Annotated in this window: 14 protein-coding genes and 1 pseudogene; 6 read left to right on the plus strand and 9 right to left on the minus strand. The window is 65.3% G+C overall.

Annotation, left to right across the window (positions count from 1 at the left end; genetic code table 11):
• Window positions 1-4: 4 nt before the first annotated feature.
• A complete protein-coding gene (locus U5919_RS00885) occupies window positions 5-442 on the minus strand; it encodes a universal stress protein (RefSeq protein ID WP_336021648.1) in 438 nt (145 codons plus the stop codon).
• Between the two features lie 352 nt (window positions 443-794).
• Between U5919_RS00885 and U5919_RS00890 the strand changes: the two genes are divergently transcribed.
• Window positions 795-1,241: a universal stress protein gene (locus U5919_RS00890; protein WP_336021649.1), complete on the plus strand. Its 447-nt coding sequence runs from the start codon at window positions 795-797 to the stop codon at window positions 1,239-1,241.
• An 18-nt stretch (window positions 1,242-1,259) separates the two neighbouring features.
• The gene (gene rtcA, locus U5919_RS00895) at window positions 1,260-2,438 is read left to right on the plus strand and encodes an RNA 3'-terminal phosphate cyclase (RefSeq protein ID WP_336021650.1); all 1,179 of its coding nucleotides are present in this window, start codon (window positions 1,260-1,262) and stop codon (window positions 2,436-2,438) included.
• A gap of 10 nt (window positions 2,439-2,448) precedes the next feature.
• Here rtcA and U5919_RS00900 read toward each other — a convergent pair whose 3' ends face one another.
• Both U5919_RS00900 and U5919_RS00905 read right to left on the minus strand, forming a co-directional pair.
• Entirely contained in the window at window positions 2,449-4,278 is a 1,830-nt protein-coding gene (locus U5919_RS00900) for a ribosome biogenesis/translation initiation ATPase RLI (protein ID WP_336021651.1), read from the minus strand.
• Window positions 4,279-4,281: 3 nt separating this feature from the next.
• On the minus strand, window positions 4,282-4,596 hold the full coding sequence (locus U5919_RS00905; RefSeq protein WP_336021652.1) for an EMC6-like membrane protein: 315 nt from the start codon (window positions 4,594-4,596) through the stop codon (window positions 4,282-4,284).
• A 247-nt stretch (window positions 4,597-4,843) separates the two neighbouring features.
• Here U5919_RS00905 and U5919_RS00910 point away from each other — a divergent pair, with 247 nt between their 5' ends.
• Window positions 4,844-5,434, plus strand: coding sequence for a 50S ribosomal protein L15e (locus tag U5919_RS00910; protein ID WP_336021653.1), 591 nt, complete (start codon window positions 4,844-4,846; stop codon window positions 5,432-5,434).
• Window positions 5,435-5,676: 242 nt separating this feature from the next.
• Here U5919_RS00910 and U5919_RS00915 read toward each other — a convergent pair whose 3' ends face one another.
• The 4 genes and pseudogenes from U5919_RS00915 to U5919_RS00930 all read right to left on the minus strand — a co-directional run bounded on the left by U5919_RS00915 (window position 5,677) and on the right by U5919_RS00930 (window position 7,752).
• A complete protein-coding gene (locus U5919_RS00915; RefSeq protein ID WP_336021654.1) occupies window positions 5,677-6,063 on the minus strand; it encodes a rhodanese-like domain-containing protein in 387 nt (128 codons plus the stop codon).
• 79 nt (window positions 6,064-6,142) lie between these two features.
• Window positions 6,143-6,616, minus strand: a pseudogene (locus U5919_RS00920) (DUF7384 family protein); the annotation flags it as partial.
• A gap of 248 nt (window positions 6,617-6,864) precedes the next feature.
• Entirely contained in the window at window positions 6,865-7,503 is a 639-nt protein-coding gene (locus tag U5919_RS00925; RefSeq protein WP_336021655.1) for a DsrE/DsrF/DrsH-like family protein, read from the minus strand.
• Between the two features lie 3 nt (window positions 7,504-7,506).
• Window positions 7,507-7,752 carry a sulfurtransferase TusA family protein gene (locus U5919_RS00930; protein ID WP_336021656.1) on the minus strand — a complete coding sequence of 82 codons (246 nt, stop codon included), beginning with the start codon at window positions 7,750-7,752 and terminating at the stop codon, window positions 7,507-7,509.
• Between the two features lie 258 nt (window positions 7,753-8,010).
• Between U5919_RS00930 and U5919_RS00935 the strand changes: the two genes are divergently transcribed.
• The 3 genes from U5919_RS00935 to U5919_RS00945 are packed head-to-tail and all read left to right on the plus strand — an operon-like array spanning window position 8,011 to window position 10,312.
• Window positions 8,011-9,264, plus strand: a complete 1,254-nt coding sequence (locus U5919_RS00935) for an MBL fold metallo-hydrolase (RefSeq protein ID WP_336021657.1) — start codon at window positions 8,011-8,013, stop codon at window positions 9,262-9,264.
• A gap of 8 nt (window positions 9,265-9,272) precedes the next feature.
• Window positions 9,273-9,830, plus strand: a complete 558-nt coding sequence (locus U5919_RS00940; RefSeq protein WP_336021658.1) for a YeeE/YedE family protein — start codon at window positions 9,273-9,275, stop codon at window positions 9,828-9,830.
• Window positions 9,830-10,312: a YeeE/YedE family protein gene (locus U5919_RS00945; RefSeq protein WP_336021659.1), complete on the plus strand. Its 483-nt coding sequence runs from the start codon at window positions 9,830-9,832 to the stop codon at window positions 10,310-10,312. The genes U5919_RS00940 and U5919_RS00945 overlap by 1 nt, the downstream gene beginning before the upstream one ends.
• A 317-nt stretch (window positions 10,313-10,629) precedes the next feature.
• Here the strand turns inward: U5919_RS00945 and U5919_RS00950 are convergent, their stop codons facing one another.
• Together U5919_RS00950 and mutS are read right to left on the minus strand one after the other, a co-directional pair.
• Window positions 10,630-11,313: a potassium channel family protein gene (locus tag U5919_RS00950; protein WP_336021660.1), complete on the minus strand. Its 684-nt coding sequence runs from the start codon at window positions 11,311-11,313 to the stop codon at window positions 10,630-10,632.
• An 85-nt stretch (window positions 11,314-11,398) separates the two neighbouring features.
• Window positions 11,399-14,224, minus strand: a complete 2,826-nt coding sequence (gene mutS / locus U5919_RS00955) for a DNA mismatch repair protein MutS (protein WP_336021661.1) — start codon at window positions 14,222-14,224, stop codon at window positions 11,399-11,401.
• Window positions 14,225-14,365 lie beyond the last annotated feature (141 nt).

Below are 14,365 nucleotides of genomic sequence, written 5' to 3' on the forward strand. Positions count from 1 at the left end.
CAGGTCAGTCCTCAGTAACGATCGTGACCGGGCCGTCGAAATCGAGAACGAGTTTCTGCGCGTCGTCGCCGAAGAGCATTTTCCCAGCGGGAGAGCGCTTCTTTCCGACGGTGAACACGTGCGTGCTGTTGGTCTCCGCGGCGATGTCGAGAACGTCTTCGGGAACGGTTCCGACCCGCCCGACAGCCGTGTGATTGATCTCGCTGAAGAACTCAGACGCGACGGCTTTCGCTTCGGCTGTCGCCTCCGCTTTGACTGCCTCGATGCTGTCGAAGCGCTCGTTTGACTCCGCTTTCCGGCGGACGTCCGATTGGTACTTGTCGCGGTTGACGATCCGGCAGACGACTACCCCGAGGTTTGTTCCCACCACGTGGAGTTTGGCCGCTTGAATGAGCTGTTCATTGGGGCTATCGCTATCTATCACGACCGCTATTGATTCCATACACTTCGATACGTCTTTCCTGATATATAAATTATAGCCTGACGTATTCCTTGGGGTGGCTGTTCACGGTCAGCTCCCCGAATCTGTGACTTCCACGCTCTTTCGGTCGGCAAGATTCGAACCAGTACCGTAGTCTTATACAGATAGTATAAGTGAATTATAGTAATATATCTTATATAGAAAAATAAATAAAATTAATTATCAGATTTGTCCCCAAAAATACTCCAGAGGGCAATTTAAGTGTTTATAAAATATAAGAAATATATTATATTTAGCCAATTATCTGATAAAGAATACTTTGTTTACAGCAGCCGCGTTAAAGCTAAACAGCGGGCTATCCTATCATTCATATATGAGATTTCTCGTCGCCGTCGACGGATCGGACTCGAGTACCGAGTCGCTCGAATACGCGATCGAGCTCGCATCGCGAACCGGCGGATCGCTCGTCGTCGCGTACGCCGTCGAACCGCGGGTCTTGGTCGAGGGGGGCGAGGAGGCACCGACGAACGCCGAGGTCGGCCAGCGGATCTACACCGAGGACATCGAAGTCGCCGAAGAGCGGGGCGAGGAGGTCCTCGAAGACGCCCGCGCCCGAGCCGGGAAGGCGGACGTGTCGGTCGAGACGGCTCTCCTCTACGGCGACCCCGTCGACAGCATCGCCGATCTCGCCGACAGCGAGGGTGTCGACGGGATCATCGTCGGTCACCGCGGGCTCTCCGATCGCGTTGAGGGGATGGTCGGCAGCGTCGCGAAGGGCCTCGTCGGGCACGCGAACGTCCCGGTGACTGTGGTGAAGTGAGCCGCGAGTGAGCCGAACGTGACCCGCGAACTGCTCGAACTCGACGGCACCGACGGGGGCGGCCAACTGATCCGGACGGCGCTGACGCTCTCAGTCGTAGACGCTCGTCCGTTTCGGATGGAGAACGTCCGCGCGAACCGTCCGAATCCGGGGTTCAAGCGACAGCACCTCGCCTGCGTCGATCTACTGGCTGACATCGCCGACGCCGAGGTTTCCGGTGCGGAGGTGGGCTCCGAGACGCTCGCGTTCGAACCGAGTGAGCCGGGACGTGGCGTGGTTGGGACCGACGCGGCCGTTGAGGACGACACACCTGCGCCCGTCGAGGTTGCGGTCGACGTCGGCACCGCCGGGAGCGTCACGCTCGTCGCCGACACGTTGCTGCCGCTCGCGACGCGACTTTCGAGGCCGATCCGCGCGACGCTCGGCGGTGGGACGGACGTGATGTGGTCGCCCTCGGCGGACTATCTCTCTCACGTTAAGCTCCCGCTGCTTCGCGAGTGTGGACTCGATACGACCGTCGAGGTGACTCGACGGGGGTTCTACCCAGCGGGTGGCGGGGAACTCGTCGTCGACGTCCGCCCGTCCGCGCTCGCACCGATCGAGTTCGACGCCCCTCGCGGTGGTCCCGACGGCAACGCGGAGCGCTCGGATGTGGGGGATGCGCCGTCCTTCGACTGGTCGGTCTACGCGGTCGCGTCCGAAGCCCTCGAAGACGCCTCCGTCGCCGACCGACTCGCTGAGACGGCTGCAACGTCGCTCGTCAACGAGGGGATCGCAGCCGATCCGGCAAAACGGGTGCGCTACGTCGAATCGGCGTCGCCCGGCGCAGTCGTCACGCTCGTCGCCGAAGGCGTCTCGTCGTCGACCGGGTCGGAATCGGCGCGCAAAGCGAGTCAGCGGTCGCGGGCGGGGTTCGGCGCGTACGGCGAACGGGGCGTTCCGTCCGAGGAGGTCGCCGCCGACGCGGTCGACGTGGCGGTCGAATGGACCGCGACGGACGCGCCAGTCGACGCTCACCTCGGCGATCAGCTCGTCGTCTGGCTCGCGCTGGTGGGCGGCCGGGTGCGGATCCCGCGCGTCACCGAGCACGTCCGGACGAACGTCGCGGTCGTCAGAGCGTTCGGCTACGACGTGTCGCTCGAGGAGACGGCTGACGGGCCGGAAGCGACGCTGTCGGCACCGATGAAACAGCGGTAAAAGAGTCCCCTCAGGGCGCGTAGTAGTACTCGCCCTGCTTCTTCTGTTTGCGGTCCTTCTGTGAGTCCGGTTTGTTGATCCGGGGTCGCTGGGTCCGCTCGTCGCGGCGGAACGTGATGTCGAGGTCCGCGAGGAAATCGTTCATCCCCTCACGCATCTCCTGCGGCGTCGACGCGTGCCCGTACTCGGAGGGCTCGCCGTCGAACACCATCAGCCGGTCCGCGAGCAGGTCGATCATATAGATGTCGTGGTCGATCACGAGTACCGTCTCGTCGTGATTCTCCGCGTAGCGGCGGATCGCGGTCGTCGCCTGCACGCGCTGTTCGACGTCGAGGTGCGCGGAGGGCTCGTCCATCACGTACAGATCGGCGTCCTCGGAGAGACACGCCGCGATGGCGACCCGCTGGCGCTCCCCGCCGGAGAGGTCCTCGAGGTTGCGCTCCATAATCCGGTTCAACTGGAGCGGGTTCGCGACCTCGGTGTTCCAGTAGGAGGTGCCGAAGTCTTCGGTGATAGAAGAGAGGAACGCGTCGACGCGCATCGGCTGGTCGATCTCGATATACTGCGGTTTATAGGCGATGTCGAGTCGGAAGTCGAGTTCGCCCTCGTCGGGTTCGAGCGCGCCCGTGAACAGCTTCGCGAGCGTCGATTTCCCGATCCCGTTGGGACCGACGACGCCCAGCACTTCCGACTCGTAGATCGTTCCGGAGTCGACTTCGAGCGAGAACTCCCCTTCACCGTAGGACTTCGAGAGTTCGGGGTACTCGATGAGCGGCGTCGACTTCGACGTCTCCCGCGGCGCGTGCTGGTGGAACTCGATCTCGTCGGGGCGGATCCGCATGTTCTCGTTGGAGAGATACCCCGTGAGGTACTCGTTGATACCGTTGCGGACCGACTTCGGATCGGTGATCACACCGAACGCGCCGGGTTCACCGTAGGCGACGTGCAGCGAGTCGGCTAGCAGGTCCAAGATGGCGAGGTCGTGCTCGACGACGAGCACCGCGCGGTCTTCCTCCTCCGCGAGTTCGCGGATGAGTCGCGCAGCGGTGACGCGCTGGCCGATGTCAAGATAGGGCGAAATCTCGTCGAGGAAGTAGAAGTCGCGGTCGCGAGCGAGCGTGGCCGCGAGCGCGACCCGCTGGAGTTCCCCGCCCGAAAGCGTGTCGAGCGGCTGATCGACGACCGGACGAATGCCGAGTCGGTCGATGTAGTCGTCGAGCGCGCCGCGCTCGTCCGTCGACTCCAGCAGTTCGATCGTCGTCCCGTCGAACTGCTTGGGGATCTGATCGACGTACTGGGGCTTGCGGGCGATGGAGACATCGCCGCCCTGCACGCGCTCGATGTACGTCTGTAGCTCGGTCCCGCGGAAGCGGTCGAGGACGGTCTCCCACGACGGTTCGTCGCCGTATTCGCCGAGGTTGGGGATCATCTCGCCGGCGAGAGCGCGAACGGCGGTGGTCTTCCCGATCCCGTTGGGACCGAGAATGCCCGTGACGCTACCCGACTCCGGAACCGGGAGCCCGTAGAGTGCGAAGGCGTTCTCGCCGTAGCGGTGGACGGGGTCGTCTTCGAGCTCCGTCGGGAGGTTGATGATCTCGATGGCGTCGAAGGGGCACTTCTCGACGCAGATCCCGCAGGTCTCGCCGAGACAGACCTCCTCGGAGATCCGAATTTGGTCTGGCCCGCCGTCGTACGGTTCGTCCTCCTCGTAGTACTCGCCACGCGTGACGATGCACTCCTTTCCGGTTCGGTTCGGCGGGCAGTAGTTCGCACACTCGTAACTGCAGCGGTCGGGCTGACATCGATCGAGGTCGACGACCGCGATGCTGTCGTCCGCCATCGGTTACAGCGCGACTCCTTCCGTCAGCAGGACCCCGAACGTGATGAACCACAGCGTGAAGGTCATAAACACCACGTAGAGGTAGTCCTTCGCGCCGAATTCGGAGACGTCGATGCCGACGACGCGGAGGATCGGGAACTGCGCGAGGACGAGCGCCGCGACGTAGAGAAGCGACTGCTGGCTCGCCGCCGCGGCGACGCTGGTCCCGACGAACCTGGCGGTGGCCAGCGCGGCGATGACGCCGGCGAGACAGGCGATCGTGGTGACCGTGACCCCCCGCATATGATCGGAGAGCCCGCTCTGCGTTTCCGTAGCCATACGTACGGTTCCGACACCCGGCGTCAAAAGCCGTTCGTTCCAGCGCGGCCCCGAAGCGGGGTCGGTCAACACGGGAGAGACGGTGTTACGACCCACCGATCGACATTCGAAGTCGTTAAGAGCGCCACGAGGAAAAACCCGGTAACTCGCTGGTCGAACGGGACGCCAGTGGGCACCCGAGCTATCGGGACGAAATGTGGGCCGGCGTCGAACGCCACCCGAATCGAAAGCGCCCGTGGTGAAACCAATGGCACGAAGCTTCTACTCTCACATCAAGGAAGCGTGGAAACAGCCCGGCGACGGCAAGCTCGCCGAGCTGCAGTGGCAGCGAAAACAGGAGTGGCGCGATCAGGGCGCGATCGTCCGCGTCGACCGACCGACGCGCCTCGACAAGGCCCGCGAACTCGGCTACAAGGCCAAGCAGGGCATCGTCGTCGTGCGCGTCGCGGTCCGCAAGGGCGGCGCTCGCAAGCAGCGCCACAAGGCCGGTCGCCGCTCGAAGCGCCAGGGCGTCAACCGCATCGGCCGCCGCAAGAGTATCCAGCGCATCGCCGAGGAACGCGCCTCGCGGAAGCATCCGAACCTCCGCACGCTCGCCTCCTACTGGGTCGGCGAAGACGGCTCCCAGAAGTGGCACGAAGTGATCCTCGTCGATCCCGAACACGGCGCGATCCAGAGCGACGACGATCTCAACTGGATCTGCAGCGACGACCAGAAGGGCCGCGCCTTCCGCGGCCTGACGAACGCCGGTCGCTCCAACCGCGGCCTGCAGAACCGCGGCAAGGGCGCAGAGCACACCCGCCCGAGCCTCGGATCGGACCGCCGACGCGGTAACTGACGGCGTTCTCGATCGCTCGATTCTTTCGCGTCGACGAACTCGCTAGCGGCCGCGCCGACGCGCCAGCGGCTCACTGTTTTCACCCGCTGAGAACGACGCCCGCGATTTTCACTTCCCGCCCGCGGACCGCCGCGTATGGACGAAGAAGCCTGTCCAAAGTGCCGGTCAACGGAGTACGAGGTCGAAGACGGCGGTCTGTCCGTTTGTGCTAACTGCGGACTCCGTTGGCAAGGCTGAGCGGTTCAGAACGGCGCTCCGTGACCGTCTCGGTTAGTCGCGCCCGCCGCGGGCCCCTCGTCGTCGATCGGCGAGTCGTCCCGTCCGGTCGCGACCGGGCCGTCCCACGCGTCGAACCCGCCGCACAGACTCGAAATTTCCGCGTCGAGGTACCTTCCGAGGATCATCGCGACGCGCTTGGAGCTCTTGCCGACGTAGCAGGAGACGACGATCTCGTCGGCTCGCGCCCACGGCGCGTCGAGCGCGCCGGGGGACAGTCGGTTCGGCGGGACGTTCACCGCACCGTCGATGTGTCCGTCGGCGTACGAGGACGGATCCCGAATATCGACGACTGCGACGTCGTCGTCGCCGAGGCGCGCCTGCAACGTGCTGGGCGTCGTCTCTTGGACCATAGCGTTCCCTTCGTCGGGACGTTGAAACGGGCTTCGATTGTATTCCACTATGGCCGCACGTCTGCACTACAGCTCTGTCTCACGCACGCGGGTCGCGATCCGGCCCCGGATAGTCGCCGCCCTCGACCTCCCGATGCAGGCTCTCGGCGTCGAAAAGCGCCGCGAACGCGTCCGGCTGTCGGGCGCTCACGGACAGTCGACTGCCGAGTTCGGCCCCCGCCCTCGCCGACAGCAGGCGCTCGTCGAACGAGAGAATGTGCATCGCACCCCCGCGGTAGGCGGTCGCGAGCGCGGGGTTGTCACCCGAGGGATGGGAGACGAGTTCGCACCACGCCGAGACGCGCTCGCGCCACGCCGATGCGAGGTCGGGGTCGGCCAGTTCGGCGATCACGGCCGCGGCCGCCGAGAGCAACGCGTCGCTCGCGAGCAGCGCCGTCCACGAGTGCGCGCGGAGGTGATCCAGCGCGCGTCTGGCGTCGCCGTCGACGAAGAGGTCCATCGCTAGCACGTCGGCGTCGGCGACGACTCGGGTGGGACTGGGCTCCGCCGGCGGAGATGAAAACGCATCCCGGTCGCTCGACTCCCGTCCGTTCGCGGCGTCGTCGCGGTCGTCCGCCTGCGAACGCTGTGCGTCCCGCACGTCGGCGAGCGTCTCGCGGACCGCGGTCTCGTTGACGTCGTACGCCGCCGCCTGCTCGAAGAGCGCGCTCCAAGAGTGCATAGCGAGGAATGTGACCGCACGGGCAAGAAATCGGTCGGTCTCCGGTCGCCGCGAACGGCCCGATCGGGATCGTTCGCGATTCAAACGAGCAGTTGGATGTCGGACTCGGCCATATCCTGAACGGCCGTCGCCGCGCCGACGCCCGTCCGAACGCCGTCGTAGAAATCGTTCTCTTCGTAGTCCATCAGTTCGATGGTCATCTGACACGCTTGGAACTCGACGCCCATCTCGAGGGAAGTCTCGATGAGTTCTTCGATTGTGGCGGTGTCGTTGTCGTCGATCCGCTTCTCCATCATCGAAGTCGTCACGCGGTCCATTCCGGGAAGCGCGCCCACCACGTTCGGAACCGGCATATTGGGGTTGCCGACGGAGCTGAGCTTGAGGTTCTTCGAGCGCTCCTCGTGGAGGATGTCCAGTCCCCAGAAGGTGTGAAACACCGTGACGTCGTAGCCGAAGGCGGCCGCCGTGCTGGCGAGGATGAGCGGCGGGTAGGCCATATCGAGGGTGCCTTTCGTCGCGATGATGGACATTTTCTTCCCACCGCCGGTCGCTGTGATCTCGTCGGTCGCCGCGACGTCGTCGAGCGCCGATTCGAGCGCTTCGATTCGTGCGGCGAGTTCGGCGCGGGAGGGGAGATCGCCGTCCGCCGCCGACTCGTTTCGGGTTTCCTCCTCAGTCTGCGTGCCGTCCGCCGCGGTGTCGGGTGTCTCCGTGCGCATCAGTCACTCCGTCTTGCGGACGTAGTGTCTGTATACGCCGTCGCCTTCGACCTGTTCTAGCATCTCGACGCCGTCGGCTCCGGTCGCCCAGCCGTCGAGGTCGCTCATACTGCCCGAGTCGGTCGCGAGCACTTCGAGGACGGCTCCCGAAGAGAGGTCGTCGATGGCACCTTTGGTCTTGACAACCGGCATCGGACACGTTGCACCTTTCACGTCGAGCGTCTCCGCGATGTTGAATTCTCCACTCATTGGATGTCCGCTCCGTGTGTTATATTGGAGCTAAAGCACAATATTATTCCGACGATTAAAAGAGTGTCGATTCTTGTGAATACTACAAACAACTATATACAGTCTACTGAATCTCGATGCCGTATACACCCTCAAAAACCGGCTAAAGAGCACATAATCAAGAAACACTGCGCGAACTGCTCTCTAATATATTGTGTAGATACTGAATTACCATACGAACATTTTTGTGCCACCGTCCAGTACGAACGGGTGTTCAGTATGACTCCAGACGACTTTCCAACACCCGAGACAGACGTCGAAACCGTCTCTCCCGACGCGCTGAAGGAACGCGTCGACGCCGACGCGGACCTCACGATCCTCGACGCGCGAATGCACTCGGAGTACGACGAGTGGCACATCGACGACGAGAGCGTCACTTCGATCAACGTCCCATACTTCGAGTTCTTGGACGACGAGATCGACGCGGACGTCCTCGGTCGAATCCCGGACGACCGGACCGTCACCGTCCTCTGTGCGAAGGGCGGTGCCAGCGAGTTCGTCGCGGGGGCGCTCGCCGACCGCGGCTACGAGGTGAACCACCTTGAGGACGGAATGAACGGCTGGGCGAGCATCTACGAGCGCGTCCGCGTCTCGAACTACGACGGACCCGGGACGCTCTATCAGTACCAGCGCCCCTCCTCGGGCTGTCTCGGCTATCTGCTCGTCGATGGCGACGAGGCCGCGATCGTCGACCCGCTGCGCGCGTTCACCGATCGGTACCGCGACGACGCCGAGGAGTTGGGCGCAGCGCTCACGTACGCCTTCGACACGCACATCCACGCCGATCACCTCTCCGGCGTCCGAGCGCTCCACGGCTCGGGTTCGTCGCGAACGGGGCGAAGCGACGGCGACCGCGATTTCGATCACGATCTCGATGGCGAGGGCGTCGAGGGCGTTATCCCGGCCGCGGCGGTCGACCGCGGCGTCACCTATGCCGACGAGCTCACGACCGCCGCGGACGGCGACACGTTCGCCGTCGGCGACGCGACAATCGAAGCCGTCTACACGCCCGGTCACACGACGGGAATGACCTCTTACCTCATCGGCGACAGCCTGCTCGCGACCGGCGACGGCCTGTTCGTCGAGAGCGTCGCGCGCCCGGACCTCGAAGAGGGCGACGAGGGCGCGCCCGACGCCGCGCGGACGCTCTACGACTCGCTGCAGACGCGTGTCCTCTCGCTTCCCTCCGACACCCTCGTCGGCGGTGCACACTACAGCGATGTCGCGGAACCGGCAGGAGACGGAACCTATACGGCCACGATCGGCGAATTGAAAGCACAGATGGCCGCACTCACGATGGACGAAGACGACTTCGTCGAGTTGATCCTCTCGGATATGCCGCCGCGTCCGGCAAACTACGAGGAGATCATCGCGACAAACCTCGGACAGCACGCCGTCGACGACGAGGCGTTCACGCTCGAACTGGGTCCGAACAACTGCGCAGCGAGCCACGAGTCGCTGGCGGGTGACTGAGGTGGCCGATGGTGATTGATCCAGTCGCGCTCCAAGCGGCCGCCGACCTGTTCCCGAACGGGATCAGTCGCTACGCCGTCGGCGGGCTGCTCGTCGGCCTCGGCGTGACCGTGATCTACCTCGGGACGGGGATCAGCGCCGGCGCGAGCACGTTCCTCGAATCGACGCTGTCGTACGTCTCCGGGCAGTCGCGGTTCCAACGATATGTCTCCTCGCGGGACTGGCGGCTCGTGTTCACCGCCGGCATCGTTCTCGGCGCGGCGGCGTTCGCAGTGACGTTCCAATCCGGCGTCGTTTCCAGCCCGCTCTATCGGCCGGGGACGACCGGTCATCTCTACGAAGTCGGCGGCGTGACGCTGTGGACGACGGGCGTCCAGCCGTGGCGGCTGCTCGTGGGCGGTCTCTTCGTCGGCGTCGGCACCCGGATCGGGAAGGGCTGTACCTCCGGCCACGGAATCTGTGGCGTCGGGTCGGCGTCGAAGACGTCGATCGTCGGCGTCCTCACGTTCCTCGTCGTCGCCGTCGTCACCGCACAGCTCGTCGCGGCGCTCGGGGTGAGCCCGTAATGACCGAGGCGCGCGCGTCTCGGTCCGAGCGAGCGGGGAACGACTCCGCGGAGGGGCCCGCGAGCGACGACCGTCATCCTCTCTTTATCCCGCTGGTACTGGTCGGCGGCCTGCTCTTCGGCTTCGGCCTCGGATTCAGTCATATGGCCCGTCCGGAGGTCGTGCTGGATTTCCTCCAGTTCGAGGACCTCGGGCTGCTGTTCGTGATGTTCGGCGGGTCCGCGCTCGTGGGCGTGACGTATTTCCTCGCGCCGCGGCTGTTCGACCGCGCCCCGCTCACGGGCGACGCCTTCGAGCGCCGACTGAAGTCGTTCGATCGGAACGTGCTGATCGGCGGTGCGATCTTCGGCGTCGGCTGGGGGCTCTCGGGCATCTGTCCCGGCGCGGCGTACGCCAGCCTCGGCGTCGGTAACGTCACGATCCTGTGGGCTATCGCCGGAATGTTCGCCGGCGCGTACCTGCAGGGCTACTGGCGACGTTGAGTGCGGGACTCCACCTCGAATGATGCGTACCGGACGCTTCGACACCGCTCGGAGTCAGCCTCCCGTCTGACACGGTTTTAAGTGCGGTAGCGAAGTGCACACGACCGGGCGCGCACTGATACGGACGGTTTTCCGTCCTCGACGGCCATCAGTTCCCATCCTCCCACCGCGCGCCCCACACGCGGACGTTGCACCCCGGTATCTGCGTCGTCGTTCCCGCGACGACACGTCCGACGGCGCGCGGTGCGCCGTCTGATTCTCCCGCCTCTCAGTGACTTCTCCCGATCCGTCGCCTCTGGGCTCGAACGTGTCCGCGTTCACCCGTTCGAGACGGTCGTACTCGCGCCGTCGCCGAGGAGCACCTCCTTCGCCCGGTCGAGCCCGTCGTGCTCGACGACGAGCGCGAGCTGATCGTCCGCTTCGATCATCGTTCCGGGCAGCGGAATCGTCATCGGTTCCCGTTTCCGGCCGTGCGCGTATATCCGACCGAAATCTTCGAGGTCGATGTCGTTCACTTTCCGACCGATCACGGGTGAGCCCTCGGGTATCGACAGGGTGGTAAGCCGCAGTTGCTCGGTCAGTTCGCCGATCGCGTTGAACGTCCCGCCGAGCAGCGCCGTCTTCGCGCCCGCCGCCCCGAGCCGTTCGGGGTAGATCACCTCGTCGACGTCCTCTTCGTACTGCTCGTAGATCTCCTCTGTGAAGTCCTCGCTGATCCGCATCGCCACCCGGCACCCGTACTGTTTGCCGATCTTACACGCCGCGAAGTTCACGTTCGGATCGCCGGTGAGGCCGCCGAGCGCGACGGCGTCCTCGACGCCCGCCCGCTTCAGCACCGACTCGTTGCTGCCGTCGCCCTCGACGACCTCGAATCCCGCCTCTCGTGCGCGCTCGACCTTATCCGGGTCGTTTTCGACCACCACGACCGGATATCCCTCCTCGTACAGGATCCGAGCCGTCCGCGCACCGACCCGCCCGTATCCGACGATGATGAACGTCATATGTCAACACAACACGCTCGGAGTACAAAAGCGTGGACCCGCGTTCGTCCGTAATGGTGAAACCCGATGAGTCGATGCCGCGTGTTCACTCGCCGTCCGCTGATCGCTCGTTGAGTCGCCGTTGCCACTCTTGGACCCTCGTCATCACGTCGATCGGGGACGTTCCGTTCAGATCTAGCTCGTTCAACTCCGCGGCGATCGCTTCGACTTCCGGTGCGGTCGCGTTGCTGTCGTCTCCGGCGGCTTCTTCGGTTCTGTCGCTTTCTTCGACGTTCGTTTCCTCGACGTCGGCTGCGGCACCGTTTTCCCTGCCGCGAGACGATGAGCCGTCTGCGAGATCTGTGTCCTTACTGCCGTCGACCGCGCTCGTCGAGTCTGCACGCGACGAATCCGCGCCGACGAACTGCCCGGCCGAGAGGTCGAACACCGCTTGGACCGGCTCGTCGCCCTCGCCGCCGCCACCGCGGGCTTCGATCGCCTCCTCGGCGCGGAGCCGCGCGAGCACGTCGTCGGCGCGGGAGACGACGGGATCGGGGACGCCCGCCAACTCCGCGACGTGGACACCGTAGGAGCGGTCGGTCGGACCCTCCTCGATCGTCCGGAGGAAGGTCACGCCATCGCTGTCGGCGGAGTCGCGGTCGCCGTCCACCGCGACGTGGACGTTCGCGACGCGGTCGAGGTGCTCAGCCAGCGACGTGAGTTCGTGGTAGTGGGTCGCAAAGAGCGTCTTCGCGCGCACCTCGTTGTGGAGGTATTCGGTGGCCGCCCACGCGATCGAGATACCGTCGTAGGTTGCGGTCCCTCGTCCCACCTCGTCGAGGATGACCAGCGACTCCGCCGACGCCGAGTGCAGGATGTTCGAGAGCTCCTGCATCTCGACCATAAACGTCGACCGCCCCTGCGCGAGTTCGTCGAGCGCGCCGACGCGGGTGTAGATGCCGTCGACGACGCCGATTGTCGCCGAACGCGCCGGGACGAAGCTGCCGATCTGCGCGAGCAGCGTGATGAGCGCGACCTGCCGCATATACGTCGACTTCCCGCTCATGTTCGGCCCGGTGACGAGCAGGAACGCTCTACGTTCTCCCATCCGGAGGTCGTTCGGGACGAACTCGGTCGTCTGCTCGACGACGGGGTGTCGCCCGGCCTCGATGTCGAGCGGGCCGGGATCGGTCAGTTCCGGTCGCACCCAGTCGTTTCCGGCGGCGTGCGTCGCCAGCGACGCCAACGTGTCGATTTCGGCGAGTGCGCGGCCGACGTCCTGCAGGAGCGCCGCGCGCTCGCCCACTCGGTCGCGGAGGTCGCAGAACAGCTCGTATTCCAAGTCGCCGCGGGCCTCCTCCAATCGGAGGATGTCCCGCTCGCGCTCTTCCAGTTCGTCGGTGACGAACCGCTTTGAGTTCTTCAGCGTCTTGATCTCCCGGTAGTGCTCGGGCACGTCGTCGGCGACGGACTTGCCCACTTGGATGTAGTGTCCGTCGGTCTTGTTGCGGTCGACAGTGACGTGGCTCAGGCCGTGTTGACGCTTCTCGCGCTCGGCGAGCGTGTCGATCCACTCCTGCGCTTCGGCGTGGCGCTCCAGCAGGTCGTCCAGTCCGTCGTCGTGGCCGCGGCGGAACAGCCCGCCCTGTCGGACCGTCTTCGGCGGGTCGTCGGCGAGCGCTGATTCCAGCTCCTCGCGTAGGCGACCTGCGGCCTCTCGATCCGGTCGGTCGACGACGTCGGCGAGCGGCGAGTCCGCTAGCGGCGATCCCTCGACGGCGCCGGCGACGTCCGGGAGGATCGCGAGGGTGTCGCGGACGGCGAGCAGGTCCCGAGCGTCGGCGCTGCCGGACGTGGCGCGCGCAGCCAGCCGTTCGAGGTCGTAGCCGCCGTCGAGCGTCTCCCGCACGCGTTCGCGAGCGAGCGCCGCCGACGCCAACGCGCCTACGCAGTCGAGGCGTCGGTTCAGCTCCCGTCGGTCACGTCGGGGGCGCGTCACCCACTCGCGCAGCAGTCTGCCGCCGGGGCTCGTCACGGTGTGGTCGATCGTGTCGACGAGCGTCCCGTCTCGCCCGCCCTGCATCGTCTCGGTGAGTTCGAGGTTTCGCTGGGTCGTCGCGTCGAGGTCGAGGTGCTCCTGCGTCTCGAACGTCTGCAGCCGCGTCATCGACGGTAACACGCCCGCGCCCGTCTCCTCGACGTAGCGGAGCGCTGCGCCCGCGGCTCTGATCGCGGGCTCCGCGTCGAGCCCCACGCTGTCTAGCGTTTCGCGGCCGAACTGCTTGCGGAGCGCGTGCGCCGCCCGCCCGGGCGCGAACGCGTCGGCCTCGAACAGCGCGACCGACGCGTCCGTCTCCTCCCGGAGGCGTCGGACGAACGCGTCGTCGTCGCGGGTCTCCGGCCCCGGGAGGATCTCGACGGGGCTGAAGCGGTACAGTTCCGAGAGCGCGTCGTCGGCGTCGGCGGCGACGGTGACGAGGAACTGGCCGGTGGTCGCGTCGACGAACGCGAGACCGACGTCGTCGGTGTCCGTGCTCGATTCCGTCCGGGAGTCGCTCTCGCCGCCGACGACGGCGGCGATGTAGCGCGCGTCGGCGTCGTCGGTTTCCAGCAGCGTACCCGGCGTGACGAGCCGCGTCACCTCGCGGTAGTGATCGCCTCCGTCCTCGAACTGATCGGCGACGGCGACGCGGTAGCCGCGCTCGACGAGCGCCTTCAGATACGGCGTGAGGTCGTCGACGGGGACGCCCGCCATCGGGTACGACGACCCGTGCGAGGACTTCTGAGAGACTTTCAGATCCAACTCGTCGGCGACCAACTCGGCGTCGTCGGCGAAGAACTCGTAGAAGTCGCCGCACTGCATCGTCAGCACGTCCGCGTCGGTGTCGGACTTCAGAGAGAGAAACTGCTCGACGATTCCCTGCGAGGCCATACCCGCACGAGGGCAGCGGGCGGATAAAACGCTGCGGTCTGTTGCGTACGCGGCCCGCACCGACGACGCGCGGCCCTCACCGCCGATAGTTTATATACGAAGACGCGGCCAGCGTCCCCGTGACGTAAGCATTACCCCGCG

The sequence above is a fragment of the Halobellus sp. LT62 genome (assembly GCF_037031285.1).
Lineage (GTDB): Archaea > Halobacteriota > Halobacteria > Halobacteriales > Haloferacaceae > Haloquadratum > Haloquadratum salinisoli.

Bases quoted from the DNA above. Each gene is read 5' to 3' on its own strand.
- U5919_RS00885 (WP_336021648.1), bottom strand. From the start codon at position 442: ATGGAATCAATAGCGGTCGTGATAGATAGCGATAGCCCCAATGAACAG.
- U5919_RS00890 (WP_336021649.1), top strand. From the start codon at position 795: ATGAGATTTCTCGTCGCCGTCGACGGATCGGACTCGAGTACCGAGTCG.
- U5919_RS00900 (WP_336021651.1), bottom strand. From the start codon at position 4,278: ATGGCGGACGACAGCATCGCGGTCGTCGACCTCGATCGATGTCAGCCC.
- U5919_RS00905 (WP_336021652.1), bottom strand. From the start codon at position 4,596: ATGGCTACGGAAACGCAGAGCGGGCTCTCCGATCATATGCGGGGGGTC.
- U5919_RS00910 (WP_336021653.1), top strand. From the start codon at position 4,844: ATGGCACGAAGCTTCTACTCTCACATCAAGGAAGCGTGGAAACAGCCC.
- U5919_RS00915 (WP_336021654.1), bottom strand. From the start codon at position 6,063: ATGGTCCAAGAGACGACGCCCAGCACGTTGCAGGCGCGCCTCGGCGAC.
- U5919_RS00925 (WP_336021655.1), bottom strand. From the start codon at position 7,503: ATGCGCACGGAGACACCCGACACCGCGGCGGACGGCACGCAGACTGAG.
- U5919_RS00930 (WP_336021656.1), bottom strand. From the start codon at position 7,752: ATGAGTGGAGAATTCAACATCGCGGAGACGCTCGACGTGAAAGGTGCA.
- U5919_RS00935 (WP_336021657.1), top strand. From the start codon at position 8,011: ATGACTCCAGACGACTTTCCAACACCCGAGACAGACGTCGAAACCGTC.
- U5919_RS00940 (WP_336021658.1), top strand. From the start codon at position 9,273: ATGGTGATTGATCCAGTCGCGCTCCAAGCGGCCGCCGACCTGTTCCCG.
- U5919_RS00945 (WP_336021659.1), top strand. From the start codon at position 9,830: ATGACCGAGGCGCGCGCGTCTCGGTCCGAGCGAGCGGGGAACGACTCC.
- U5919_RS00950 (WP_336021660.1), bottom strand. From the start codon at position 11,313: ATGACGTTCATCATCGTCGGATACGGGCGGGTCGGTGCGCGGACGGCT.
- mutS (WP_336021661.1), bottom strand. From the start codon at position 14,224: ATGGCCTCGCAGGGAATCGTCGAGCAGTTTCTCTCTCTGAAGTCCGAC.